Origin of the sequence: Brachybacterium fresconis (assembly GCF_017876515.1) — a bacterium.
Taxonomy (GTDB): domain Bacteria; phylum Actinomycetota; class Actinomycetes; order Actinomycetales; family Dermabacteraceae; genus Brachybacterium; species Brachybacterium fresconis.
The window spans coordinates 317,418-339,977 of the sequence record NZ_JAGIOC010000001.1; the positions used below are offsets into that span (position 1 = coordinate 317,418).

21 protein-coding genes are annotated in these 22,560 nt (G+C 68.2%); 1 reads left to right on the forward strand and 20 read right to left on the reverse strand.

The features are described from left to right. Positions 1-88: 88 nt before the first annotated feature. From JOF44_RS01395 to JOF44_RS01435, 9 genes are all read right to left on the reverse strand, one after another. The gene (locus JOF44_RS01395; RefSeq protein WP_245348805.1) at positions 89-418 is read right to left on the reverse strand and encodes a metal-sensitive transcriptional regulator; all 330 of its coding nucleotides are present in this window, start codon (positions 416-418) and stop codon (positions 89-91) included. A gap of 26 nt (positions 419-444) precedes the next feature. Continuing rightward, complete coding sequence (locus JOF44_RS01400) at positions 445-2,631, reverse strand: heavy metal translocating P-type ATPase (protein ID WP_377785310.1); 2,187 nt, start codon at positions 2,629-2,631, stop codon at positions 445-447. Between the two features lie 18 nt (positions 2,632-2,649). After that, positions 2,650-3,096 (reverse strand): hypothetical protein, encoded by a 447-nt coding sequence (locus tag JOF44_RS01405; RefSeq protein WP_209886445.1) that lies wholly within the window; start codon positions 3,094-3,096, stop codon positions 2,650-2,652. Continuing rightward, positions 3,059-3,841, reverse strand: coding sequence for an FAD-dependent oxidoreductase (locus tag JOF44_RS01410; RefSeq protein WP_209886448.1), 783 nt, complete (start codon positions 3,839-3,841; stop codon positions 3,059-3,061). The genes JOF44_RS01405 and JOF44_RS01410 overlap by 38 nt, the downstream gene beginning before the upstream one ends. Before the next feature lie 74 nt (positions 3,842-3,915). Continuing rightward, the gene (locus JOF44_RS01415) at positions 3,916-4,179 is read right to left on the reverse strand and encodes a hypothetical protein (protein ID WP_245348807.1); all 264 of its coding nucleotides are present in this window, start codon (positions 4,177-4,179) and stop codon (positions 3,916-3,918) included. Positions 4,180-4,215: 36 nt separating this feature from the next. After that, on the reverse strand, positions 4,216-6,489 hold the full coding sequence (locus tag JOF44_RS01420) for a heavy metal translocating P-type ATPase (RefSeq protein WP_209886451.1): 2,274 nt from the start codon (positions 6,487-6,489) through the stop codon (positions 4,216-4,218). Between the two features lie 48 nt (positions 6,490-6,537). Then, positions 6,538-7,488 (reverse strand): hypothetical protein, encoded by a 951-nt coding sequence (locus tag JOF44_RS01425; protein WP_245348808.1) that lies wholly within the window; start codon positions 7,486-7,488, stop codon positions 6,538-6,540. Next, entirely contained in the window at positions 7,485-7,697 is a 213-nt protein-coding gene (locus tag JOF44_RS01430) for a heavy-metal-associated domain-containing protein (protein WP_209886454.1), read from the reverse strand. Before JOF44_RS01430 ends, JOF44_RS01425 begins: the two co-directional genes overlap by 4 nt. Positions 7,698-7,821: 124 nt before the next feature. Continuing rightward, the gene (locus JOF44_RS01435; RefSeq protein ID WP_245348809.1) at positions 7,822-9,297 is read right to left on the reverse strand and encodes an MFS transporter; all 1,476 of its coding nucleotides are present in this window, start codon (positions 9,295-9,297) and stop codon (positions 7,822-7,824) included. Positions 9,298-9,554: 257 nt separating this feature from the next. Here JOF44_RS01435 and JOF44_RS01440 point away from each other — a divergent pair, with 257 nt between their 5' ends. Beyond that, positions 9,555-10,181, forward strand: coding sequence for a TetR/AcrR family transcriptional regulator (locus JOF44_RS01440; RefSeq protein ID WP_053916548.1), 627 nt, complete (start codon positions 9,555-9,557; stop codon positions 10,179-10,181). Between the two features lie 877 nt (positions 10,182-11,058). Here the strand turns inward: JOF44_RS01440 and JOF44_RS01445 are convergent. The 11 genes from JOF44_RS01445 to JOF44_RS01495 form a co-directional block, all read right to left on the reverse strand. Then, on the reverse strand, positions 11,059-12,480 hold the full coding sequence (locus JOF44_RS01445) for an NADH-quinone oxidoreductase subunit N (protein ID WP_245348810.1): 1,422 nt from the start codon (positions 12,478-12,480) through the stop codon (positions 11,059-11,061). 15 nt (positions 12,481-12,495) lie between these two features. Further along, the gene (locus tag JOF44_RS01450) at positions 12,496-13,992 is read right to left on the reverse strand and encodes a complex I subunit 4 family protein (RefSeq protein WP_245348811.1); all 1,497 of its coding nucleotides are present in this window, start codon (positions 13,990-13,992) and stop codon (positions 12,496-12,498) included. Continuing rightward, positions 13,989-15,902, reverse strand: coding sequence for an NADH-quinone oxidoreductase subunit 5 family protein (locus tag JOF44_RS01455; protein WP_209886463.1), 1,914 nt, complete (start codon positions 15,900-15,902; stop codon positions 13,989-13,991). Before JOF44_RS01455 ends, JOF44_RS01450 begins: the two co-directional genes overlap by 4 nt. Further along, a complete protein-coding gene (locus JOF44_RS01460) occupies positions 15,899-16,201 on the reverse strand; it encodes an NADH-quinone oxidoreductase subunit NuoK (protein WP_010534530.1) in 303 nt (100 codons plus the stop codon). Before JOF44_RS01460 ends, JOF44_RS01455 begins: the two co-directional genes overlap by 4 nt. Next, positions 16,198-16,761 carry an NADH-quinone oxidoreductase subunit J gene (locus JOF44_RS01465; protein ID WP_209886466.1) on the reverse strand — a complete coding sequence of 188 codons (564 nt, stop codon included), beginning with the start codon at positions 16,759-16,761 and terminating at the stop codon, positions 16,198-16,200. Before JOF44_RS01465 ends, JOF44_RS01460 begins: the two co-directional genes overlap by 4 nt. A gap of 3 nt (positions 16,762-16,764) precedes the next feature. After that, the gene (locus JOF44_RS01470; RefSeq protein ID WP_342591880.1) at positions 16,765-17,559 is read right to left on the reverse strand and encodes a complex I subunit 1 family protein; all 795 of its coding nucleotides are present in this window, start codon (positions 17,557-17,559) and stop codon (positions 16,765-16,767) included. Next, positions 17,442-18,730, reverse strand: a protein-coding gene (locus JOF44_RS01475; protein ID WP_209886298.1) for an IS3 family transposase whose coding sequence is annotated in 2 segments (ribosomal slippage) — positions 17,442-18,457 and positions 18,457-18,730 — 1,290 coding nt in all. Because the reading frame shifts where the segments join, the coding sequence is not laid out codon by codon here. Before JOF44_RS01475 ends, JOF44_RS01470 begins: the two co-directional genes overlap by 118 nt. Positions 18,731-18,749: 19 nt before the next feature. Beyond that, positions 18,750-19,049 (reverse strand): hypothetical protein, encoded by a 300-nt coding sequence (locus tag JOF44_RS01480; RefSeq protein WP_245348812.1) that lies wholly within the window; start codon positions 19,047-19,049, stop codon positions 18,750-18,752. Beyond that, on the reverse strand, positions 19,042-20,292 hold the full coding sequence (locus JOF44_RS20580; RefSeq protein ID WP_245348813.1) for a hypothetical protein: 1,251 nt from the start codon (positions 20,290-20,292) through the stop codon (positions 19,042-19,044). The genes JOF44_RS01480 and JOF44_RS20580 overlap by 8 nt, the downstream gene beginning before the upstream one ends. Further along, entirely contained in the window at positions 20,283-20,627 is a 345-nt protein-coding gene (locus JOF44_RS01490; RefSeq protein ID WP_010534535.1) for an NADH-quinone oxidoreductase subunit A, read from the reverse strand. Before JOF44_RS01490 ends, JOF44_RS20580 begins: the two co-directional genes overlap by 10 nt. Positions 20,628-21,044: 417 nt before the next feature. Continuing rightward, entirely contained in the window at positions 21,045-22,547 is a 1,503-nt protein-coding gene (locus tag JOF44_RS01495; RefSeq protein WP_209886469.1) for a multicopper oxidase family protein, read from the reverse strand. Positions 22,548-22,560: the final 13 nt, after the last annotated feature.

A 22,560-nucleotide genomic window follows, 5' to 3' on the forward strand; every position in this document is an offset into this window, starting at 1 on the left:
TCAAGGCGGTGAGTGGTGCCGAGGGCAACCTGGCCGAAACTAGAGCTGTGCCGTTGATCGATTGGGTTGTCGGTGGTGGCGGAATGGTTCAAGACTTGACGAGGCGCCGTACTGCGTCCGAAGCCTCCTTCAGCTTGATCTCGGCTTCTTCTCCGCCTTCGCGAGCGGCATCGAGGACGCAGTGACGGAGGTGGTCGTCGAGCAGTCCCAGCGCAACGTTCTCGAGCGCGCTGTTCAGAGCGGAGATCTGGGTGAGGATGTCGATGCAGTAGACATCCTCATCGACCATCCGAGAGATTCCACGGGCTTGGCCTTCGATGCGCTTGAGGCGGTTGAGGTAGCGGGGTTTGTCCTGGATGTAGCCGTGGGGTCCGCTGTGGCAGGCCTGTTCCTCGGTGGGGTCAGTTGCAGTGCTCATGAGTGATTCCATTCGGTGAGGGAGGATCAGTGGCGAGCCCGGACGGCGGCGACGGTCGCTTCCGGACGCAGGTCGAGGCGTCGCAGGAGCTGGGCGTTCAGGGCGACGACGATGGTGGACAGGGACATGAGGATCGCGCCGACGGACATCGGCAGCACGAATCCGATGGGGGCGAGGATTCCGGCCGCGAGTGGCACGGACAGCAGGTTGTAGCCGGCTGCCCACCAGAGGTTCTGCTTCATCTTGCGGTAGGCGGCTCGGGAGAGTTCGATGACCGAGAGTACCGAGCGTGGATCGGAGCTGGCGAGCACGACCCCGGCGGAGGCGATCGCGACGTCGGTGCCGGCACCGATGGCGATGCCGACATCTGCCTGAGCGAGTGCAGGGGCGTCGTTGACGCCGTCGCCGACCATCGCGACCTTCTTGCCCTCCTTCTGGAGCTGGACGACCTTCGAGGACTTGTCCTCGGGGCGCACCCCAGCGAAAACCCTGTCGATTCCGAGCTCCTTGCCGACACTGTTCGCGACCGCCTCGGCGTCGCCGGTGATCATGACGACCTCGACGTCCAAACTGTGCAGAGCATCGATGGCGTCGCGAGATTCGGGGCGCACCTCATCGGTGAGCTTGAGACCGCCGATCACCTCGCCGTCGCGGAGGACGTGGAGGATGATCGCGCCCTCCTGGCGCCAGGCCTCAGCCTCGTCGACTTCGCTCACTCCGGTTTCCTCGAGCAAGCGGGGACCGCCCACGCGGATCTCGTGCCCATCCACCTGGGCACTCACGCCCAGCGCCGGGGTGGAGCTGACGTCAGAGCCCGCAGGAATCTGTGCTCCCTCGGCCTGAGCCTTGGCGACGATGGCGCGGGCGAGCGGGTGCTCGCTCTCCGCTTCGGCGGCAGCTGCCAGGGCCAGCACCTCGGTCTCGTCCGCACCGCGGGTGATGATCTCGGCGAGGGCGGGCTCGCCCTTGGTGAGGGTGCCGGTCTTGTCGAACAGGACGGCGTCGACGGTGCGCATTGCTTCCAGGGCCAGACGGTCCTTCACCAGAACACCGCCGCGGGCGGCCCGCTCGGTGGCGATGGAGACGACCAGCGGGATCGCGAGCCCCAGCGCGTGAGGGCAGGCGATGACCAGGACGGTCACTGTGCGAACAACGGCATCATCGGGCATGCCGAGCAGTGACCAGGTGATCGCGGTGATCACGGCGGCGCCGAGAGCGAACCAGAACAGCCACGCCGCAGCGGTATCTGCGATGCGCTGTGCGCGGGACGAGGAGTTCTGTGCTTCGGTCACCAGGCGCTGTATACCGGCGAGGGCGGTGTCGTCGCCCGTGGCGGTGACCTCGATGCGGAGGCTGGAGTCGGTGGCGACGGTGCCTGCCACGACGGAGTCTCCGGTGGAGCGCGTCACGGGGCGGGACTCGCCGGTGACCATGGACTCGTCCACGTCGGCGCGGCCTTCGCGGATCGTGCCGTCGGCCGGGACGCTCGCCCCGGGGCGGACGAGGACGAGGTCGCCTCGCTGCAGCTCGGTGGGCGAGATGCTCACGAGCTCGTCGCCTTCGATGCGTTCTGCCATGTCCGGGAGCAGGGCGGCCAGGGAGTCGAGTGCGGAGGTGGTCTGGGCGAGGGAACGCATCTCGACCCAGTGGCCCAGCAGCATGATCACGATCAGCAGGGCGAGCTCCCACCAGAACTCGAGCTGGTGGTCGAGGAGGCCGAGGGTCGCACCCCAGGAGGCGATGAACGCGACCGTGATCGCGAGCCCGATCAGGAGCATCATCCCGGGCTGACGGGAACGGACCTCGGAGACGGCACCGGTGAGGAACGGGCGGCCACCCCAGACGTACATGACTGTGCCGAGGGCCGGGGCGATCCCCATCGCGCCGGGGACATCGGGAATGCTGTACCCGAGCAGCATCGCGAACATCGGCGAGAACACGACAACTGGGACCGCGATGATCAGGTTGATCCAGAACAACCGCCGGAACTGCCCGACGTGGTCCCCGTGACCGGCGTGACCCCCGTGCCCTGAATGACCCTCGTGTTCCAAGTGGTCCTCGTGGTCTCCGTGAGTTCCGTGGTCGTGATGCGCGTCGGGTGCGTCGTGCTCAGCAATACCGGTGTGGGCGCCATGAGGCGTGGGGGAAGGATGAGAGTGCTGCATGCCGGGTTCTCCGTGGTCGTGACGGTGTGGGTGGTTGCCAGCGTTCATGCACCCGACCATATACCCCTAGGGGGTATGTGTCGAGGGGTTGGATTCCGCTGTCAGCATCGGCGTGATCGAGGTGTGGAGGCGCGGCACGAGAGCCATCACGTCGGGGCCGGCGTCCAAGCCGCTGACTCCGACGAGCCGGCCCGCTCGGTCGTGGGTGAGGACGAGGGGGCTGGTAGAGAAGGCGCGCGTAGTCCCGAATCGGCCTGTGTGTCCAGCAGCGATGTAGAGGTGCTGGTGGATCTGTGCGCTGTAGAGGGCGCGGGGTCGGTAGGGCCCGGGGGTGTCCGCGAGCCCGAGCGAGGCCAGGACGCTGCGCGCGGCGTGCGCGCCCTGTGCCTCGGCGTCGCTCCAATGATCGATGCGCCAGATCGTGCCGTCAGACTCGTGGACCGCGACGCCTCCTGCGGCGTAGACGTTCTCGTGGTCACGGCTGCGCAGCCGAATCGACAGCGATCGCTCCACCCCAGGGGGAGGGGGAGAGTGGGCGCGTTCCAAGGGCGGTGATGGCCAGGTCCGCGGCAATGTCACGGCCGTCGGTGAACTCGGCGTGCAGCTCGCTCTCGACGAGCTCAAGGCGCGTCAGCGCGTGACCGAAGTGCGTGTCGACAGTGACCTGATGTGCCTGGGAAAGTTGTCCTGCGACCTGGGAGCCGAAGGCGGTGGCCCCTGGGATGGGCGAAGAGGCAGCGAGCGTGACCCTGCATCCAGCGTCGCGGAGGATTCCCGCGGTCTCGGCTCCGATGAACCCTGCGCCGTAGATCAGGACCCGCGGGGAGGGCGTGCGGTCAAGGACGCCGCGCACACGGAGCGCATCGTCCAGGGAGTGCAGATGCGTCACCCGTCCGCTCTCCAGGGCGGCAGGGCTGGCAATACTCGGAGGCAGGGCGCGTGGCGCGCTTCCCGTAGCGGCGATCAGTGCGTCATAGTCCACGCGGGCTCCAGTGCGCAGGTGAACGGTCTGCTCTTGGGGGTCCACCGCCTGGACGCGATCCCGGACTGGTGGAGCGGGCAGTGCTGGCAGATGTGCGTGATGGGGTTCGAGGAGGCCGGTGGCGACAGCCTTGTTGATCAGAGTGCGGTTATACGGGGTGGTTTCCGTATCGATGATCGCGGTTGTGGTGATCTCTTCGTGCTGGGCGAGTTCCCGGATGGAGGCCGACCCCGCAGCTCCTGCACCGATGACGAGAACGTGTGTCGTGTCGGGCATTGCCGAGCTCCGATCTATATGGGGGAGGGGGCGCACTGCCTGACAGTGCGCCCCCTCCCGCTGAGCGGTGGTCCTCAGGCGGCGACGTACTTCTGTGGGTCGGCGTCGAAAAGGGGGCCGCAGCCGGCGCAGCACAGCCAGTAGCGGGTGCCTTCGTAGTCACGGAACAAGCCCGCGGCCTCGGCGGCGCTCTTGACGACGGGCCTGCCCTCCATCACCGGGCAGGTGGCCATGTCGTCCTCCGCGGGGCCCATGGGGTTCGGGCGCCCCTCGGACTCCACGGGGGAGTGGGAGGTGTGGCCGCAGCAGCTGGAGTTCTGGTCGGTGGTGTCGTTCATGGGGTTCCTTCCATAGGGGTTTCGTGCGGGGAGGGGTCAGTTCTTCGCGATGGAGGTGAAGCCGCGCAGGCGCAGGCTGTTGCCCACGACGAAGACGCTGGAGAAGGCCATCGCGGCGCCGGCGAGCATGGGGTTGAGCATGCCGAGCGCGGCGACGGGGATCGCGGCCGTGTTGTAGGCGAAGGCCCAGAACAGGTTGGTTTTGATGGTCGAGAGCGTCTTGCGGGACAGGCGGATGGCATCGACGGCGCTGCGGAGGTCGCCGCGCACCAGGGTGATGTCGCTGGCCTCGATCGCGACGTCGGTGCCGGTGCCCATCGCCAGTCCCAGGTCGGCCTGGGCGAGGGCGGGGGCGTCGTTGACGCCGTCGCCCACCATTGCGACGGTCCGGCCCTCGCGCTGGAGGCGGGAGACCACATCGACCTTCTCCGACGGCAGGACTTCGGCGATGACCTCGTCGATGCCGACCTCGGCGGCGATCTGGCGGGCCACGGCCTCGTTGTCGCCGGTCAGCAGGACCGGGGTCAGCCCCAGCGCCTTCATCTCGGCGACGGCCTCAGCGCTGGTGGGCTTGACCGTGTCGGCGACCACCAGGATTCCCCGGGCGATTCCGTCCCAGCCGATGGCGACGACGGTCTTGCCCTGTTCCTCGGCCTCCGCCTTGGCCGCGGCGACCGCGGGGCTCAGGGCCATCTGCGTCTCGGCGAGGAGGCTCTCGCGGCCGACGACGACGGTGCGCCCGTCGACGGTGCCGCGTACACCCTTGCCCTCGACGTTGGTGAAGTCCGAGAGTGTCGGGAGTTCGCCGACCTCCTGCGTGGCGCCCTTGGCGATCGCTTGGGCGATCGGGTGCTCGGAGGAGTCCTCGACGGCGCCGGCCAGTCGCAGCAGCTCGGCGCGATCGGTGCCTTCATCGGTGACGACATCGGTGAGGGTCATCTTGCCGGTGGTGACGGTGCCGGTCTTGTCCAGCACCACGGTGTCGACCTTGCGGGTGGACTCGAGCACCTCGGGGCCCTTGATGAGCACCCCCATCTGAGCTCCGCGGCCGGTGCCCACCAGCAGGGCGGTCGGAGTCGCCAGACCAAGCGCGCAGGGGCAGGCGATCACGAGCACGGCGACGGCGGCGGTGAAGGCCGCGGTGACGGGGAACCCGGCGCCGAGCCACGCGCCGAGGGTCAGCGCGGCGACCAGGATGACGATCGGCACGAAGATCCCGGAGATGCGGTCGGCCAGGCGTTGGACCTCGGCCTTGCCGGTCTGGGCGTCCTCGACGAGCTTGGCCATCTGGGCCAGCTGGGTGTCGGAGCCGATGCGGGTTGCGCGGACCACGAGGCGTCCGCCGGCGTTGACGGTGGCGCCGGTGACGGCGTCCCCCTCACTCACCTCGACGGGGACCGACTCGCCGGTGAGCATGGAGGCGTCGACCGCGGAGGTGCCGGAGACGACGGTGCCGTCGGTGGCGATCTTCTCGCCGGGGCGGACGATGAAATCGTCACCCTCTACGAGATCGTCGATGGCGATCTTCTGCTCCTGGCCTCCGCGCAGCACGGAGACTTCTTTCGCGCCGAGCTCGAGCAGGGCGCGCAGTGCGGCGCCGGCCTGGCGCTTGGAGCGCTTCTCGAAGTAGCGGCCGGCCAGGATGAACATCGTGACGCCCGCACCGACCTCGAGGTAGATGTTCGCTGCCCCGTCGGAGGGCGCGATCGTCAGCTCGAAGGGGTGAGTCATGCCTGGGGTGCCGGCGGTTCCGAAGAACAGTGCGTACAGGGACCACAGCAGGGCAGCGGAGGTGCCCATCGAGATGAGCGTGTCCATCGTGGCTGCGCCGTGCTTGAGGTTCGTCCAGGCTGCCTTGTGGAACGGCCAGGCGCCCCACACGATGACCGGGGCCGCGAGCGCGAGCGAGAGCCACTGCCAGTAGGGGAACTGAATGGCGGGGATCATCGCCATCGCGATGACCGGGACGGTCAGCACGACCGCACCGATCAGCCGGGGGCGCAGGGAGGTCAGCTCCGGGTCGGAGCTCTCCTGATCGTCCCCAGGCGTATTCGCTGAGTCTTTGCGGGTGGCGGGCTTGGGTAGCGCGGCGGTGTATCCGGTCTTTTCGACTTCACTGACGAGCAGTTGCGGATCGTAGCCCTCCGGGACGGTCACCTTGGCTTTCTCGGTGGCGTAGTTGACGGTCGCGGTGATGCCGTCGAGCTTATTGAGTTTCCGCTCGATCCGGTTCGCGCAGGATGCGCACGTCATGCCGCCGATTTCCAGCTCGATGCCGGCCTCGGCGATGAGCGGTGTTTCGGGGTTCACTGCAGGTCCTTTCCGATCTGTTGCGACGGTTGATCCGGCTCCATGGGGTCAGTGACCATCCGGGTGCGCATCGGCGCTCTCGTTCTCGGTGCCCTGCTCCGCTTGCACGACGAACTGCGCGGTGTGCACCTCGCCATCGATCTGGAAGTCCAGGTAGAGGTAGTAGCGGCCGGCCGTGGGGGCATCCGCCATGAAGGAGATCTCCGGGCCGGAGGTCTCCCCGGGTACCGGGTCCTCGCCCTCGGCGTGGACGTGGAGGTACTCCATATCGCCCTCGCGCAGGGCGACGAGATGGCCGAAGGCGCCGAGGTAGGGCTCCAAGGTGGTTACCGGAGCGCCGTCCTGGGTGACGCTCAGTGTGAGGTCGTTGGAGGTCCCGGCAGTCAGGTCCCCGTCCAGAGTCACTTCGAACCCGTCGACCTCGTCCTTCGCGGAGAGGGGACGGTCGGTGACCGGCGTGAGTTCGCTGGCAACGTCAACGGTTCGCGACAGCGTCAGGGTGTCCTCACCGTCGCCGGTGGGGGCGAAGTCGGCATAGATCTTGTACGTACCGGCTTCCTCCCACTGCCAGGGCAGGGACCAGCTCCCGGTGGACGGGTCCAGCTCCGGGTGTACATGGCGGTATTGGGTGCCGTCGGTGCGGACCACGATCAGGTGCATCTCCTTCTCGTGTGCCTCCTGATACTCCGTGAGGGGGCTCCCGTCGGGGCCGGTGATCGTGTAGACGAGCTCTCCGGACTCCGCCGCGGACTGCGGAGCGGAGACCTCAGACAGCACATAGCCCTGCGAGGACATCGATACTCCCTTCTGCGGTGCGGTCTCGGGCTGCGCATCCGCGCCTCCACCGTGGTCGGGATCGTCGTGCGAGGTGTCGGCTGCCTGCGCCGACCATCTCTCGACGACCCGGTCCGGGACGACGGCGCCGGCTGCGACGAATGCGCCGCCGAAGGTCACTGCGAGAGCAGCGCCGTAGGCGATCAGTCGTCCCGCGGCATTCATCGGGTCTTGACCGCCGAGTAGCCGGCCTCCTCGACCGCGGTGAGGACCTGTGCGTCGTCGAGGGGCTCCTCGGAGGTGACGACGAGGCGACCCGTCTGGGCGCTGACCTGAATGTCAGTCACCCCGGAGAGCTCGTCGACCTCCTCGCGGACGGACATCTCGCAGTGCCCACAGGTCATTCCGGTCACCTGGTACTCGTTCGTCGTCATGGTCGTGCTCCTCTCAGTTTATATACCCCCACGGGGTATCGTTCCAGGATTGAGGCTATACCCCCTCCCGGTACCACGCAAGCCCCGTGGCTACGAGTGCCGGGCATCGGCTCGCCGGCTCCACTCACCGCACGGATTCCTCGGAGGACCTCGATTCGGAAGCGGACTCGCCGGTGGGTCGGATATGGCGCAACCGCGTAGCGGCAATGAGTGCGGCGAGAGCGGCGATGACGGCGGAGGCCATGCCGGCGGTGTTCAGCCCGCTGGTGAACGCCTGTTGCGCCGCGGTGGTCAGAGCTGCGCCGACCGTGTCGGGCAGCTGTTCCGCGGTGGCGAGGGCTCCGTCGATGCCGGTCTCCGCGGCGGCTGCTGCTTCTGTTGGCATGCCGTCGGGCATGGTGTCGGTGATCTGGCCGCGGTAGGTGGCGATGCCAATGCTGCCGATGACCGCCACCCCGAGGGAGATGCCCAAGTCGTTCACGGTGGTCGCCAAGCCGGAGGCGCCGCCGGCCTTCTCCGGCGGGACCGAGCTGACGACCAGTTCCGTCGTCAGCGCCATCGAGGGCGCAACCCCCGGGTACGTGATCACGAAGCTCGCGATCACGAGTGCGAGACCGGTACCGGCATCGAGCTGGGTGAACAGTGCGTAGCCGACGACCTGCGTGAGCAGGCCGAGCGCGATCACGTTGCCAGGACGGAATTTCCGGGCCAGCATCGGGGAGAGGGTGGAGACGACGATGAGGACCGCCGCGGCGGGGATGATCGACAGCCCCGCCTGCATCGGTGAGAGCCCCTGAACCTGTTGCAGGTACTGGGTGAACAGGGAGTACACCCCTCCCAATGCCGCAGCCGACAGGAGGAAAACGGTGAGCGCTCCGCTGACGGTGCGGTTGGCGAACAGTCGCACATCCAGTAGAGGGTGTGTGGCCCGCAGCTGCCGGATCACGAACCATAGACCGATCAGCGCTCCGGCGACCAGCAGTCCGATCGTCGGTCCGACCGGCTCCTGGGTAGCGAAGCGCTTGATGCTGTAGATGATCCCGAGTAGCGAAGTGACGAGAAGTAGTGCGCTGAACAGGTCGATCTTCGCAGTACGGTCCTTGTGCTCAGGTAGTAGCAGCGGGGCACCGATCGCGACCAGCGCCATCACCGGGACGGCGACCAGGAAGGTCGACTGCCAGCCGAACGCCTCGAGCAGGAGCCCGCTGAGCAGGGGGCCGAGCGCGACGCCTGCGGAGATGCCGCCGGCCCACACCCCGACCGCGATGCCGCGGGCCTTCGGGTCGGCGAACAGTACGAAGATCAGCCCGAGGGTGGAGGGGAGCATCATGGCTCCTCCGAGCCCGAGAACGGCTCGCCAGAGGATCATCAGCTCTGGGCTCGTCGTCAGCGCCGCGGCGATCGAGACGATCCCGAACACGATGGCGCCAATCACCATGAGCCGGCGCTTGCCGACGCGGTCGCCGAGGACGCCCATCGCGACGAGGAACCCGGCCATCACGAACCCGTAGATGTCGAGGATCCATAGCAGCTGTGCGCTCGTCGGGCTCAGGTCCGCGGCCATGTTCGGGGCCGCGAGGAACAGGATCGTCAACATCATGAACAGCAGCGTTGAGGGGATCACGAGTACCGCAAGACCCCACCACTGCTTCACCCCCGTCTGGGGCACAGGTGCATCTGACTCAGACATGACGCACCTCGTTCGTCTCATGCTTCTTCGTTCTCATGGCCTCTGGCCCTTCCGTCCTTGACTGCGTTCCCGTGGGAGGGGCCCCACAACACCGAACTCAGACATCGGTGTACGGGTTACAACGGATAGAGTAACCCATACATTCCCGTACGAGTTAGAGGTGGAAGATGCCGAACGTCAAGGGCACGACCGCAGCAGGTGAACGCGGCAAGAGCGGTCTGGGGGTCAATCAGCGTGCCGACGCACAGCGCAACCGGGCGAAGATCCTCGCCGCCGCGCCGGTCGCGCTGCGCAAGAACCCGGACGCTTCCGTCGCCGACATCGCCGCCGAAGCCGGCGTGGGCCGCATGACCCTGTACGGGCACTTCGCCAACCGTGCGGCACTGATCGATGCGACCCTCGCGGACAGCCTCGAGCAGGCCGAGGACGTCCTCGGGAACGTGCCCCTCGACGGGGACCCAGTGGCAGCGCTCGAAGCCCTCATCACGTCGAGCTGGTCTCTCCTGGAACGCGTCCGCTCTGTGCTCGTAGTGGCACAGCGCGAACTGCCGTCAGCGCGCATCCGTGAGATGCATGAGGTGGCCGAGGGGCGCATGCAGGGTCTCTTCGAACGCGGACAGCGTGAAGGGGTGTTCCGCGCAGAGCTTCCGGTCAGCTGGCTGCTCGCCGTCACCCATTTGGCCATGAACGCTGCCGCCGAAGAGGTGACCGCCGGCCGAATCGAGCTCAAGGACGCCGCCGACCTCATCATCGGAACCCTGCTCCCAGCCTTCACCGTTCCCGAGATGCGCTGAAGGCCATACGAGTGCAGCAGGAGGCTCTCGCTCCCGCTGCCCCATTAGTGCCCGCTTTCGTCTCCCTCGACGTCAGGGGCGTGACCGTACGTCGTCAGGACGCGGGGTCGGTGCCTCGACGACTCGGTACCCCGCTCGCTGCCACACGTCGCTGAGAACTGCTCCGTAGGAGCCAGTTCCTTCCACAACGATCAGTACACCGTCGAGATCTCCCTCGGTTCGGCGTGAGATCCAGTCTCGGGCGCGTCGCAGCTCTGCAGGGCTGATCGGGAAGACGTTCTGATCTATGAAAGCGCCGTTCGGGACTTCGATGATCGCGTAGAAGTGGGTTGCGGCGTGGGTGTCGACGCCGACGACTTATCGGTGGATGTCCCCTACAGTGGCAGGCAGCGTGTTCATGACGATGTTCCTCTCGAATCGCTGGGACGGGACGTCGTTGCTGGCGTCGGCCCAGGATGAGAGTTACTACGAGGTGGGCCTGTAATGAGCCACGCCGTCGGGATCGTGATCTCGACGGTGGACATGCTTCTGATCAAGCCATCGTAGTGGGCCAGGGCTGGCGCCGGGACCCGGTCCCTGCCGGACAGATCCCGGGAATGACACCCCGTAGGGGTCAGCCGATTCAGGAGTCACGACGGGCGCCGGACTACCAGCCCCAACCCTGCCAGCCAGCCCCCGGGCCGGCCACCACGAACACTTACAGCCGATTCACACGTGCCGCCACGAGGGGTTGGCGAAGCCGGGAGAGGCTCAACGTCTCGAGAATGCGCTGGGATAAGCCGTGCCCAAGTGGCCGAGAGGCCATACCGAGCGTGGCGCGTCAGACGCGAGGATCACGCCGACGGCAGCGATGGTGACGTCCATGCCGGCACCGTCTTTAGAACAGCAGGGGTCCTTCCAGAGCCGCCCACAGGAAACCGGCCAGGATGCCGAGCCCCAGGCTCGCGGTGGCAGCCACCCCGGCGGTGGCTGCCGGCCAGGTGGCCGCTCCGCCCGGGCGGGGGAAGCTAGCGCCGTTATCGGTAGGACGGGCGAACGCGGGCGCGAACCAGCGCAGGTAGTAGAACAGGCTGAGCACGCTGTTGAGCATCACGACCAGCGCCAACCAGCCGTGCCCGCCGTCCCAGGCTGCGGTGGCGGTGGTGAGCTTGCCGACGAACACGGCCAGCGGTGGGGTGCCCACCAGGCCCAGCAGCGCGACGAGCAGAGCCAGGGCCAGCCCGGGGCGGGACCGGGCCAGACCTCGGTAGTCACTCAGCTCGCGGTGGTGGGGCAGCGCTGCGGTGACGGCGAAGGCGGCGACGTTGGCCAGGGCATAGGCGGCGAGGTAGAACAAGAATGAGGGCAGTGCCAGATCACTGCGACCCGCCGCGGCCACCGGGACGAGCAGGAACCCGACCTGGGCCACGGTCGACCAGCCCAGCAGCCGGCGGGGATCGGTCTGCCAGTACGCGGCAAGGTTGCCCACGACCATGGAGGTCGTGGCCAGCACGCCTGCGACGACCAGCCAGGAGCCGTCGCCTTCGGAGATCGTGGCCACGAATCGGTAGACGGCTACCAGCGCTCCGATCTTGGGGACCGTGGTCAGGAACGTCGCGGCGGTGCCGCCGGTGCCCTGTGTGGCGTCGGGTACCCAGAAGTGCAGGGGCACGCCGCCGGCCTTGAACAGCAACCCGGCGAGCACGCCCAGCACGCCGACCCCCACGGCTGCGGCCGGGGCCCCGGGTAGCACGTCCCGCAGCAGGGCGTAGTCGGTGCCCCCGGCCACGGCGTAGAGCACGGTGACCCCGAGCATGAGCAGGATCCCGGACAACGCGCCCATGAGGTAGGTCTTCATCGCCGCTTCGGCCCCGGCCCGGCCGCCGGTCAGGCCGATAATCCCGTACAAGGGGATGCTGACCAGCAGGAATCCGGCTACGAGCACGAGCAGGTCGGTGGTTCCGGCTAGCACCATCACCCCGGTGGTGGCGAAGAGCAGCAGCGCGTAGGTGTCGGACTCTCGCGGCGAGCCGGCGAGTTCCCCGGAGGCCACCCCGAGGACCAACAGGGTCGTCAGGGCCGCGATTATCCGGGCGGCTCCGGTGGCGACGTCCACAGCGAAGGTGCCTGAGAACGCGCTCTGTTCGGGGCCGGTCATCGCCACGGCGGCGGCGACCGTGGCACCGAGCAGGGCTACCGCGGCGACGGCGCGGGCGATCCACTGCCGCTGGCGGGGCAGGAATGAGCCGCCCAGCAGCACCACCAGGCCGCCGATGAAGACGAGGATCTCCGGCAGCAGCAGGGCGGGCCGCATCTGCATCGAGGCCTCCACCGGTTACCTCCCGACCAAGGAGACCAGGGCCGCGGAGGCCGGCTCGATCACCTCGAGCAGGACTCGAGGCAGCACCCCGATGAGCACGGACAGGGCCAGCAGCGGACCGACCGACCACAGCTCCCGGACGCGCAGATCCGCGAACCCGGGCGATCGGCCCTCCGTGGGGCCGGTGAACACTTGCTGCAGCGCCCGCAGGAACAGGGCGGCCGTGACCAGGATGCCCGGCAGGGCGATGGCGGTGACCGGGGCGACCGCGATGCTGCCGGCGAAGATCTGGAACTCGGCGATGAATCCGGAGAACCCGGGCAGGCCCAGGGAGGCGAAGGCACCGACCGCGAACAGCGCCGCATACCGCGGCGCGGGACCGGCCAGGCCTCCGTAGGAACCCATGTCATAGGTGCCGGCCCGATCCTGCATCACCCCCGCCAGCAGGAACAGCGCGGCGGTGATCAACCCGTGGCTGACCATCTGCACCACCGCACCGGTGACCGCCACCGAGCGGGCCTGCTCGGCGCCCTCGGCGACCAGACCCGCCGCACCCAGGGCCAGGACGATGTAGCCCATATGATTGACGGAGGTGTAGGCCACCATCCGCTTGAGGTCCGTCTGAGCCAGCGCCACGAACGCTCCGTACAGCACCGAGACGATACCGATCGCCACGATCACCCAGGCCCAGGACCGCCACGCCTCCGGGAGCATCGGCATGGCGATGCGCACGAACCCATAGGTCCCCATCTTCAGCAACACCGCAGCCAGCACGGCCGAACCGGTCGCCGGGGCGTCGGTGTGGGCCGGTGGCAACCAGGTATGGAAGGGAACGGTGGGGGTCTTCACCGCGAGACCGACCACGATCGCCGCCAGCACCAGCCCCCCGGTCAGCGGGCTGTCATCGAGCGGGGTGGCCGCGACAAGCTCGGGGATGTCGAAGGTGTGCGGTGCGGCGGCCACGTAGAGCCCGATAAAGCCCAGCAGCAGGGCCAGTGATCCCAGAAACGTGTAGAGGAAGAACTTCAGGGCCGAGCGGGCAGCGTTGCCATGGCCCCATCCGGCGATCACGAAGTACATGCCCACGATCGAGAGATCGAAGAACACGAAGAACAGGATGAGGTCGGCTGCCACGAACACCCCCAGACTCACGCCCTGCAGGAACAGGAACAGGGCCGCCTGAATCCGGGGCCGGTCGGGCTGGCGCAGGGCGTAGACGGCACAGGCCAGGAACACGATCGTCGTCATGGCCACCAGCGGTAACGAGAGACCATCCACGCCCACGTGATAGCTGCTGTTCACCCCCGGGATCCACGGCACCTGCTGCTCGTACGCCAGTGCGTTTTGCCCCGGGTCCTCATAACCGACCCACAGCACTCCGACGAGCACCAGCTCGACCGCGCTCACGGCGACCCAGGCCCAGCGGGCGACCGCAGGGCCGACCGCCGGCATCGCCGCCAGGACGACGGCGCCGGCCAGGGGCAGGAAAACGATCAGACTCAGCATGCTCATCCCATCACGGCATAGACGGACCAGGCCACGACGCCGATCGCGAGGACCGCGACGGCCTGGAGGAAGTACTGGTGGATGGCTCCGGTCTGCGGGATCCGGGCCAGATGCCCGAGCCGGCGGACCCGACCGGCGAGGATCTCCACCCCACGGTCCACTCCGTCGTCATCGACCCTCGCCGCCAGGTGACCGGTCACGTCGACGGCGTGCGCGGTGGCGTCGAACCCGGCGTCGAGAAACCGGTCGTCGGCACGGGCGGCGATTCGCGCTAGCACAGGCACCGCCCCGGCGGCGGCCATCACGGTGCGGTCCAGGACGTGGTCATCGAACCGAGCCAGGGCGTGCGCCAGGGACAGGGACGGGCGGACGACGACGGCATGCGCGATCCTCTCCAGCCCCAGCCACTCACGGGCCCATCTCGGCTCGGGGGCGCGTAGCCGCAGCATCAGCAGCAGCACGGCCGCCGCGATCACGGCCGAGAGAGCCAGCTCGACGGCCGAGACCTCGCCGTGCCCGCCCAGGGCCTGGGCGAGGGCCCGGCTGAGCGGGGGCAGAGCGAGCACGACGAGCCCGGCCGCGCCGGTGGCCAGCACGACCAGCGGCGCCTGCGCCAGGGCCCCCACCTGGCCGGTGCCGCCCGCACGGACTCCCGCGCCGTCCCCGCGGCGCCAGATCGCCCACAGGGCCTTGCCGGCATAGGCGGCCGACAGGGCGGACGCCAGCAACCCGGCGGCATAGAGCCACGGGGAGGCCTCGAGCGCAGCAGCCAGCACGGCGTCCTTGGTCGCCCACAGGGACAGCGGGGCGATCCCCGCCAGGGCCAGCGCCCCCACGCTCGCGCAGACCCCGACAACCCGCCACCGACGCCCCACTCCGCGTAGTCTCGCGAGATCTTCGGTGCCCACCGCCGTCAACCATGCCCCGGCAGCCAGGAAGAGCAGGGCCTTGGTGGAGGCGTGCGCCACCAGATGGGCCGCGCCGCCACTGACCGCGCCGACGCCGGCAGCGAGAACGACGAACCCCAGCTGGGCGACCGTGGAGGCGGCCAGGAGCTGTTTGAGCTCCCGCTGGGCCAGCGCCACGATGCCCATCAGCACCGCGGTGAGCATCCCGAGCCAGGCGGCGACTGGCCCGGCCCACCCGGTCGCAGCCAACAACGGCTCCACGCGCAGAAGCAGAAAGCCGCCCATGGCCACCATCGCCGCTGAGTGCAGCAGCGCGCTCACCGGGCTGGGACCCTGCATCGCCCCGGAGAGCCAGAACGAGAAGGGCAGCTGTGCGGCCTTCCCCAGGGCAGCGACCAGGATCCCGGCCGCGACGACGTGGCGCCACGGGTCCGTCGCGGCGGGGAGGTCAGCCAGCGCCATTCCTGCTCCGCCGGCCAGGGCGGCGCCGGCGGCGACGTAGAGGCCCAGGTCGGCGGTGCGGGTGGTGAGGAAGGCGGTGAGCCCCGCCGAGACCCGGTGCGGTTCCCGCCACCAGAACCCGATCAGGGCGTAGGAGGTCGCGCCCATCACCTCCCAAGCGAACAGCAGCGCCGGGATACTGGCGGCGGAGGCCGTGACCAAGGCCGCGGCGGAGAAGATCAGCATCAGCCCGTGGAAGCGGGCCCGGGACTCCCGGATGCTCCCAGCCGCGAAGACCAGCACCAGGAAGGTCACCGCGGCGATCATCGGTGCGGTCAGCGCCGCAAGGGCATCCACCTCCAGTGCGAAGTCGGCGCCGGCCAGGAACGGGGACGACAGCGCCGGCCTGGCCAGGGCGACGACTGCCGCCAGTGCCGTGGTGAGCCCAGCGGTGGCCACCGCGATCGGTGTCGCAACGCGTTCCCACCGGCGGGTCAGGGCCAGCGCGGCGCCCATGCCCCCCGGGAGCAGCACCATGGCGAGCAACGCGCCCTCGGCCCCGCTCATCGGGACAGCTCCTCGGCCATGTCCGTCATGTCGGTCTGGCGCCGGCGGTGCAGCAACGTGGCCACGGCGAAGCCCATGGCCATCTCCACGGTCATCGCCGCCAGCACGACCAGCAGCAGCACCTGCCCGGAAGGGTCCGGGGCCAGGAACCACCAGAATCCGGCGGCGGCCAGCAACACCCCGTTGATCATCAGCTCCAGACCCATCATCACCATCACCACCACCTGCTGGGACAGCGCTCCGTAGAGGCCCACCGCGAACAGCGCGGCGGCCACCACCAGCACGGCTTCCAGGGTCATCGGCCCACACCCCCCGGCTGGGGATCGTCGGCCGGCCGGCGGCGTAGGTCGTCACCGAACCGGTCGTAGCGGGTGCGATGAGCGGCCAGCACCACCCCGGACACGATGGTTGCCACCAGGACCGCACCCACCACGACCATGACCAGCATCTTCTCGTCCATGATCGCCAAGCCGATCGCCTGCGTGAGGTCCTCGGGCGGGGCGCCGCGTCGCTCCGGCCAGGGGATGAGCAGGGCGCCGGCAGCCAGCAGCCCGAAAACGCCGGCCGAGGCGCCGATCGCCGTCTTCTTCCCGTGGGTCATGTCCATCGGCATCAGCGCCGGGTTCATGCCCATGAACATCACCATGTAAACAGCCATCACCGCCATCTCCATCACCATCATCAAGATCGTGATGACCCCGAGATAGCTCTGCTGCAAGAGGAGGATCTGCACTCCCACGGCGATGAACGACAGCGCCAGGGCGTAGGTGGCCCGGGCCATGGAGTCCACCACGAACACGGCTACGCCCGCGGCCACGGCCACCACGGCGAGTACCCAGAACACGATTGTGAACAGCACGGTTCAGCCCTTCCCGACGACGACGAGAGACACGACCAGGTCCTGGGCCACGGCCGCAGGCAGCAAGACCACCCACCCGATCTCCATGAACCGGTCCGGTCGGAACATCGGCAGCTTCCGCCGCAACCACACCAGCACGGTCAGCACCGCCACGGTCTTCACCAGCACCCACGCCCAGCCCGGCAGCACGGGCCCGGCGCCCCCGCCCAGGAACAGCGGTACCGCGAAGGCCGCCCCGGCAGCCAACAACGCGTAGCGCCCGGCCAGGAAAACAAGGCGGTCCAACCCGGAGAGTTCACTCAGCACACCACCGGCAATGTCCGCGGAAAGGGCCGGGGCGAACGGGCCCCACACCGAGAACCCGGTCACCCCGATCAGATAGACCAGGAACGCCACCGGCATCCACACCACGAACCACAGGCCCTCCTGCGCGGCAGCCACCTCCCCGACGCGAAGACTGCCAGCCGCGATCGCCGGGGCCACCAGCGCAAACATCAAGGGGAGCTCGTATGCCAGCCCATGGGCAAGGAACCGGTAGCCACCCACCAGGCTGTGCGTCGAATTGGCGCCCCACCCGGCCAACCACACCAGGGCCCAGACCATGACGTCCACGGCGTTGAACCACACCACCCCCACGTCCAGGTCCGCCAGCGTCCTGAATCGGCCCAGGTTCTCTGCCGCTACTTTGCGGGTTCGGGCTCTCGGTCGAGGGCCTCGTAGTGGAGCGTCTCGAACTCTACCGGGGTGAGCATCCCGAGGGAGCCGTGGAGACGCCGGTTGTTGTACCAGTCGACCCAGCCGGCGGTCGCGAACTCGACGTCCGAGAGCGTCCGGAAGGGGCCGGCGTGGAAGACCGTGGTGCGGATGCACTCGGTCTTGTACAGGCCGTTCACGCCCTCCATGAGGGCGTTGTCATACGCGTCGCCGACGGTCCCGATCGACGGGGCAATGCCCTCGAGGTCGAGGTGCTCGGTGTACCGGACCGAGGTGTACTGGGACCCGGCATCGCTGTGCGCTACCAAAGATCCTGGTGGGACCGGGTTTCCGTCGCGGTCGCGCTGCCACAGTGCGATCCGCAGCGGAGTCATCACCAGGTCGGTGCGCATGCTGGAGCTGGCGTGCCAGCCCACGATCCGCTGGGCGAACACGTCCACGACGAACGCGACATAGACGAACCCCGCCCACGTCCGGACATACGTGAAATCGGTGACCCAGACCCGGTCCGGAGCCGGAGCCGTGAAGTCACGACTCAGCAGGTCACCGGCACGTTTCCCATCCGGATTAGGGATGGTGGTGCGCAGCTTCTTCACCCGCCGCACGCCCTCGAGGCCAAGGGTCCGCATGGCCCGGTCGACCGCGCCGCGGGAGGTGCCGGCGAGGCCTTCTTGGCGGCGGAGCAAGGCAACCCACTTCCGTCGCCCGTACAAGCCCTCCGGCGTCATCTGCACCTGCCCGGTGACCGGGTTGAACTTCCATGCAAGCTCGCGGACCTTGTCCTCGACCAGAGCGTCTGTGACGGTGCGAGCAGCGATGCGGGCCGGCCGTTTCCAGGCCCGGTAGGTGCGTGCAGCGATCTCCAGGCCCTGCTGGCGCAGGACGCGGAGGATCGACTCGACTGCATAGCCCTCGGCGCGCATCTCGTCGATGAAGGCGAGGATCAGCGGTTGCGGGGGTCGAGCTCCCCCGCGAAGAAAATTGAGGCCCGGCGGAGGATCTCGTTGTCCTCCCGCAATCGCTTGACCTCGGCCTTCAGTCGTTTGACCTCGGCGGATTCTTCGGTCGTGGTGCCGGGACGGGACCCGTCGTCGACCTCGGCCTGGGCCAGCCAGCGCCGCACGGACTCCCGCGAGACGCCCTCTTGGCGGGCGACCGCGGCCGTCGCCGCGGTCAGGGTGGGGTACTCCTGGGCGTGCTCGCGCACGAGCCGCACGCACCTCGCGCGCAGCTGGGGATCGATCTTCTTCGGCATGCTGTCCATCCTCTCGGACTCAAACAGCAGCGGCATCAAACCTGGGCCGATTCACCGCGACCATTACGAACGCCCCGACCAGCAGGCCCGCGCCACCGATCCGCCACAGCAGCGTGTCCGCGGCCACGGTGGTCCGGCGCCGCTGCCGCAGCAGCCGCGCGGTGCGGGCCACGGGCGCCACCCAACCACCGGAGGCGCCGTGGGCGCGAGCGGACAATGCCGCCTCCAGAGCAACAGCGAAGAACGCGAGGCCGCCCAGAATGATGGCTGCCAGTACGGCCCATCCGGCAGAGACGGTCGTCACCACGGACTCAGACATGCCTCGCCTCCTGGACGGCCGGGAACGGAACAAGATCCAAGCTCGCCACCGCCAGCCGCACAGAGGCCACTTCCACCCCTGGCACCAGGTGCGGCACAATCTCCCAAGGCACCACACCTGTCTCGATCGGCGCCACGGGCTCCTCGTTGCGTGTCTCGGCCCGGATCACGTCGAGGCTCCACAGCAACCGGTCGTGGGCGTCCCCGAGACAACGGCTCGGCAAGCCATGACGCTCTAGATCAGCGGAGGTGAGAGGCAGAACGCTCCGCAGAGACCAACGCAGCAGCCGCGATTTCCGCACTGTGCGGTACAACCGCTCAACGGCGTCCTGGGCAGCATCTTGTTCGCCGTGCAGCAGTGTGTCCCGGGCATGGCGGGCACGGGCTGCCGCATCTTCCGCCCCCGCAAGTGCCAGCAACGCCAGGGCACTGTCACACCGCACCGCCGGGGACACGGGGCCGGGACGCTTCGCCTGCACCGGAGTCCCGTAGCCCCCACCATCGATCACAGCTGCCTCGGCGTCGACCACGACATCGCCCTGCAACGAGCAGCGAAGGACCAGCCCTGCCGGCCAGAACGGCAAGACAGGACCCAGCGCCAGATGCAGGACATCCATCTCCAGACCGTCACGGTCTTCCCCGCCCTGGGCCAACGGAATGCCCCCCGGAGCCATGTCCATTCCGCCGTGGCCGCCATGACCCTCGTGGCTCTCGTGGCCGCCATGACCCTCGTGGCCGCCATGGCCGTCGTGGTTCTCGTGGCCCGCCTGGTCATGTTCCATCTCGCCATGGTCTGGGTTCCTCATACCGGGGTGTTCTTCGGGGGGCGTCCCGTCGTGCTCACCATGGTCGAGGTCCCCGTCGTCCATGTCGTTGGAGTCGTCAGAAAGCTGAGGTTCCTGCAGTCGGCCCTGCGCATCTGCTCTATGACCGGGAGTGTCGAGAAGGAGGTCAGCGGCGGTGCGTAGAGCCAATGCCACAGCGTCGGGCGAGCTGATGCTGGTGCGTACCCGCGGACCGGGCATCTGCTCCCAGATGAGGTCCACCAGTTCCGCCAGTTCAGGGCCGGGCACGCCGCACACCGCAAGGACGTCCGCATCGGCTGGGGTCCACGCCCGTCGCCATCCACGGCGCAGCATCTGATGTTCGAGCTCCACACGTATCGACCACTGGCCCGGCGGCTCGACAACGAGGACGTGGGCAGCACGGACGGCGAGTCCGGCGAGGAGTTCGTTCAGACCCATCGAAACGCCCCTTCCCGCCAAGCCCAGGCCACAGCGACAAGCAGAGCGCCGAGAAAGAGGAACATCTCGACGACTGCGGAGAGCCCCTTCTCAATCACGACCACGGCCCAGGGGTACATGAACAGCATCTCGACGTCGAAGGCCAGGAAGATGATGGACGCAAGATACCAACGCACGTGGAAGCGCGATAGGGCGTGCTCCTGGGGCACCCATCCAGATTGGGCAGGCAACGAGGTCAACGGATCGACGTGAACCGTCAAGACACGATGCGCCGCGAACAGCGCCACGAGGGTCAGCATCGCCACCAAGGCCATGGCCACAATCCCGAAATACATCACGATCCGACCTTTCGGCAGGGCGGGGCATAGAGCTCTGGGCTCCATGATAGGGAGGAACCCACCGTAGCGAGATCTTCCCTCTCACTCTGAATCATCTGACTGAACCGGCCTCCTCGACTGCGCCGAGGACCGTGGTGTCGTCGATTTCGTTCTCGGAGGTGACGACGAGGCGAACCGTCTGGGCGCTCACCTGGAGGTCGGTCACCTCGGAGAGCCCCCGACAACGTCGGAGGGTCTCCCCTGGCGGGGGACAACGGGAAGGCACGCTCCATGCGGGCCTTCCGGCGAGCAGGTTGGTCGCTGGCACACGTCTGTTCGTGAACGCCGCGGACGATGAGGTGACGGTCGGTCGAATCGATCGCAGTGACGCAGCCGGTCTCACCGTGGCGCCCTCGGGGGCGTGGCCGTACGGCGTCAGGGCGCGTAGTCGATGCCGGTCATCATGCCGACCTCCTGGTGGTACGCGTTGTGGCAGTGCGCTGCCCACCGGCCCGGATTGTCCGCATCGAAGTCGAGGGCGAACGATTCCATAGGCGCGAGCATCACCGTGTCCTTCCGGAGCCCCGACGGCAGGGCGAAGGTATGCCCGTGGATGTGGAGGGGGTGGCTCATCATCGTCTGGTTGGTCGCGAGGATGCGCGCACGCTGTCCCTCGCGGATGCTGAGTGGCGTGTTCTGCCCGTAGGGGGCGCCGTTGATGGCCCATTGGTACGGCCGCATCGAGCCTTGGAACGCGAGCTCGAGCTCGGTGTCGACGGCGCGGTCCTCGAGTCGCGCGGCCTCGGCCGGTTCCAGAGTGGATCCGATGAGGACCTCCCCATCGAGCTCCCGGACCTGGACGTCCGCAGCGGGCGCTTCCCCGGCACCGGTCCTCAGCACGGCGAGCCCTTGGCCGCCGCTGGGTTTCCCGACGGGACGGGCCACCAGAGGGAACATGCCGTCCTTCACGGTGACCACCACGTCGTACCGTTCGCCCATGCCGAGATAGAGCGCCTTGGCGGTGACCGGTTCGACGGGGAATCCGTCCGATTGGGTGACGGAGAGGTCGTGGTCGCCGAGCGCGAGGGCGAAGATGGTGTCGGCGGAGGCGTTGATCATGCGGATGCGCACGCGCTGGCCGGGCTTCGCGTCGAAGATCTGCGGTGCTTCGGGGATCCGGCCGTTGATGAGGAAGTGGGGGTAGGCCACGTCACCGGCGTCGCCCCAGGGTGCGTTCCCCATCGGCATGCCGCCGTGGTCCATGCCGCCAGGTCCGTCGTCGCCCATGGGCATGTCGCCGTGGTCCATGCCGCCGCCATCCGAAGGCCGGGCGCCGGTCAGCGCGGCCAGGACCTCGTCGGGGGTCTGTCCGGTGCCATCGATCCAGTCATCGAGGGTCACGATCCATTCCGCATCGTAGTCACCGGGTTCGTCGGGATCGTCGATGATCAGCGGTGCGTAGAGCCCGCGGTCCAGCTGCAGGCCGACGTGGGAGTGGAGGAAGTAGGTGCCGGGGTCGGGGGCGACGAACTCGTAGCTGAAAGAGGTGTCTGGCTCGACCGGGTCCTGGGTCATTCCGGGCACCCCGTCGGCTGCGTTGTGCAGTCGGATGCCGTGCCAGTGGATCGTGGAGGCCTCGGGCAGGCGGTTCTCGAGCGTGATGCGCAGCAGATCCCCGGCCGTGGCGCGGATCAGCGGCCCGGGGAGGGACTCGCCGTATGCCCAGGTCGAGACCGTCTTCCCTCCGAGGTCCACCGTCGTCGGCGCCGCGGCGAGGGTCTGGGTGACGACGTTCTGACCGGCTTTCGGCGTCAGGGCAGGAGGCGGTGCGAAGCCTCCAACTTCGGTCGGAGCGGCTCGGTCGCCACATGCCGCGAGCGTCAGTGCTGCCGCGCCGAGGCCTCCGGAGAACACGGTGCGGCGGGAAAAAGTCTTCACAGGTGCAGTCCTT

What these genes read in the sequence shown, in the direction of transcription:
- JOF44_RS01450 (WP_245348811.1), bottom strand. Translation starts at nt 13,992, where the DNA reads ATGAGCATGCTGAGTCTGATCGTTTTCCTGCCCCTGGCCGGCGCCGTC.
- JOF44_RS01425 (WP_245348808.1), bottom strand. Translation starts at nt 7,488, where the DNA reads ATGAATGCCGCGGGACGACTGATCGCCTACGGCGCTGCTCTCGCAGTG.
- JOF44_RS01440 (WP_053916548.1), top strand. Translation starts at nt 9,555, where the DNA reads ATGCCGAACGTCAAGGGCACGACCGCAGCAGGTGAACGCGGCAAGAGC.
- JOF44_RS01445 (WP_245348810.1), bottom strand. Translation starts at nt 12,480, where the DNA reads ATGCAGATGCGGCCCGCCCTGCTGCTGCCGGAGATCCTCGTCTTCATC.
- JOF44_RS01435 (WP_245348809.1), bottom strand. Translation starts at nt 9,297, where the DNA reads ATGATGTTGACGATCCTGTTCCTCGCGGCCCCGAACATGGCCGCGGAC.
- JOF44_RS01395 (WP_245348805.1), bottom strand. Translation starts at nt 418, where the DNA reads ATGAGCACTGCAACTGACCCCACCGAGGAACAGGCCTGCCACAGCGGA.
- JOF44_RS01490 (WP_010534535.1), bottom strand. Translation starts at nt 20,627, where the DNA reads ATGTATTTCGGGATTGTGGCCATGGCCTTGGTGGCGATGCTGACCCTC.
- JOF44_RS01430 (WP_209886454.1), bottom strand. Translation starts at nt 7,697, where the DNA reads ATGACGACGAACGAGTACCAGGTGACCGGAATGACCTGTGGGCACTGC.
- JOF44_RS01460 (WP_010534530.1), bottom strand. Translation starts at nt 16,201, where the DNA reads ATGACCCTGGAAGCCGTGCTGGTGGTGGCCGCCGCGCTGTTCGCGGTG.
- JOF44_RS01410 (WP_209886448.1), bottom strand. Translation starts at nt 3,841, where the DNA reads ATGCCCGACACGACACACGTTCTCGTCATCGGTGCAGGAGCTGCGGGG.
- JOF44_RS01415 (WP_245348807.1), bottom strand. Translation starts at nt 4,179, where the DNA reads ATGAACGACACCACCGACCAGAACTCCAGCTGCTGCGGCCACACCTCC.
- JOF44_RS01455 (WP_209886463.1), bottom strand. Translation starts at nt 15,902, where the DNA reads ATGAGCGGGGCCGAGGGCGCGTTGCTCGCCATGGTGCTGCTCCCGGGG.
- JOF44_RS01480 (WP_245348812.1), bottom strand. Translation starts at nt 19,049, where the DNA reads ATGTCTGAGTCCGTGGTGACGACCGTCTCTGCCGGATGGGCCGTACTG.
- JOF44_RS20580 (WP_245348813.1), bottom strand. Translation starts at nt 20,292, where the DNA reads ATGGGTCTGAACGAACTCCTCGCCGGACTCGCCGTCCGTGCTGCCCAC.
- JOF44_RS01400 (WP_377785310.1), bottom strand. Translation starts at nt 2,631, where the DNA reads ATGAACGCTGGCAACCACCCACACCGTCACGACCACGGAGAACCCGGC.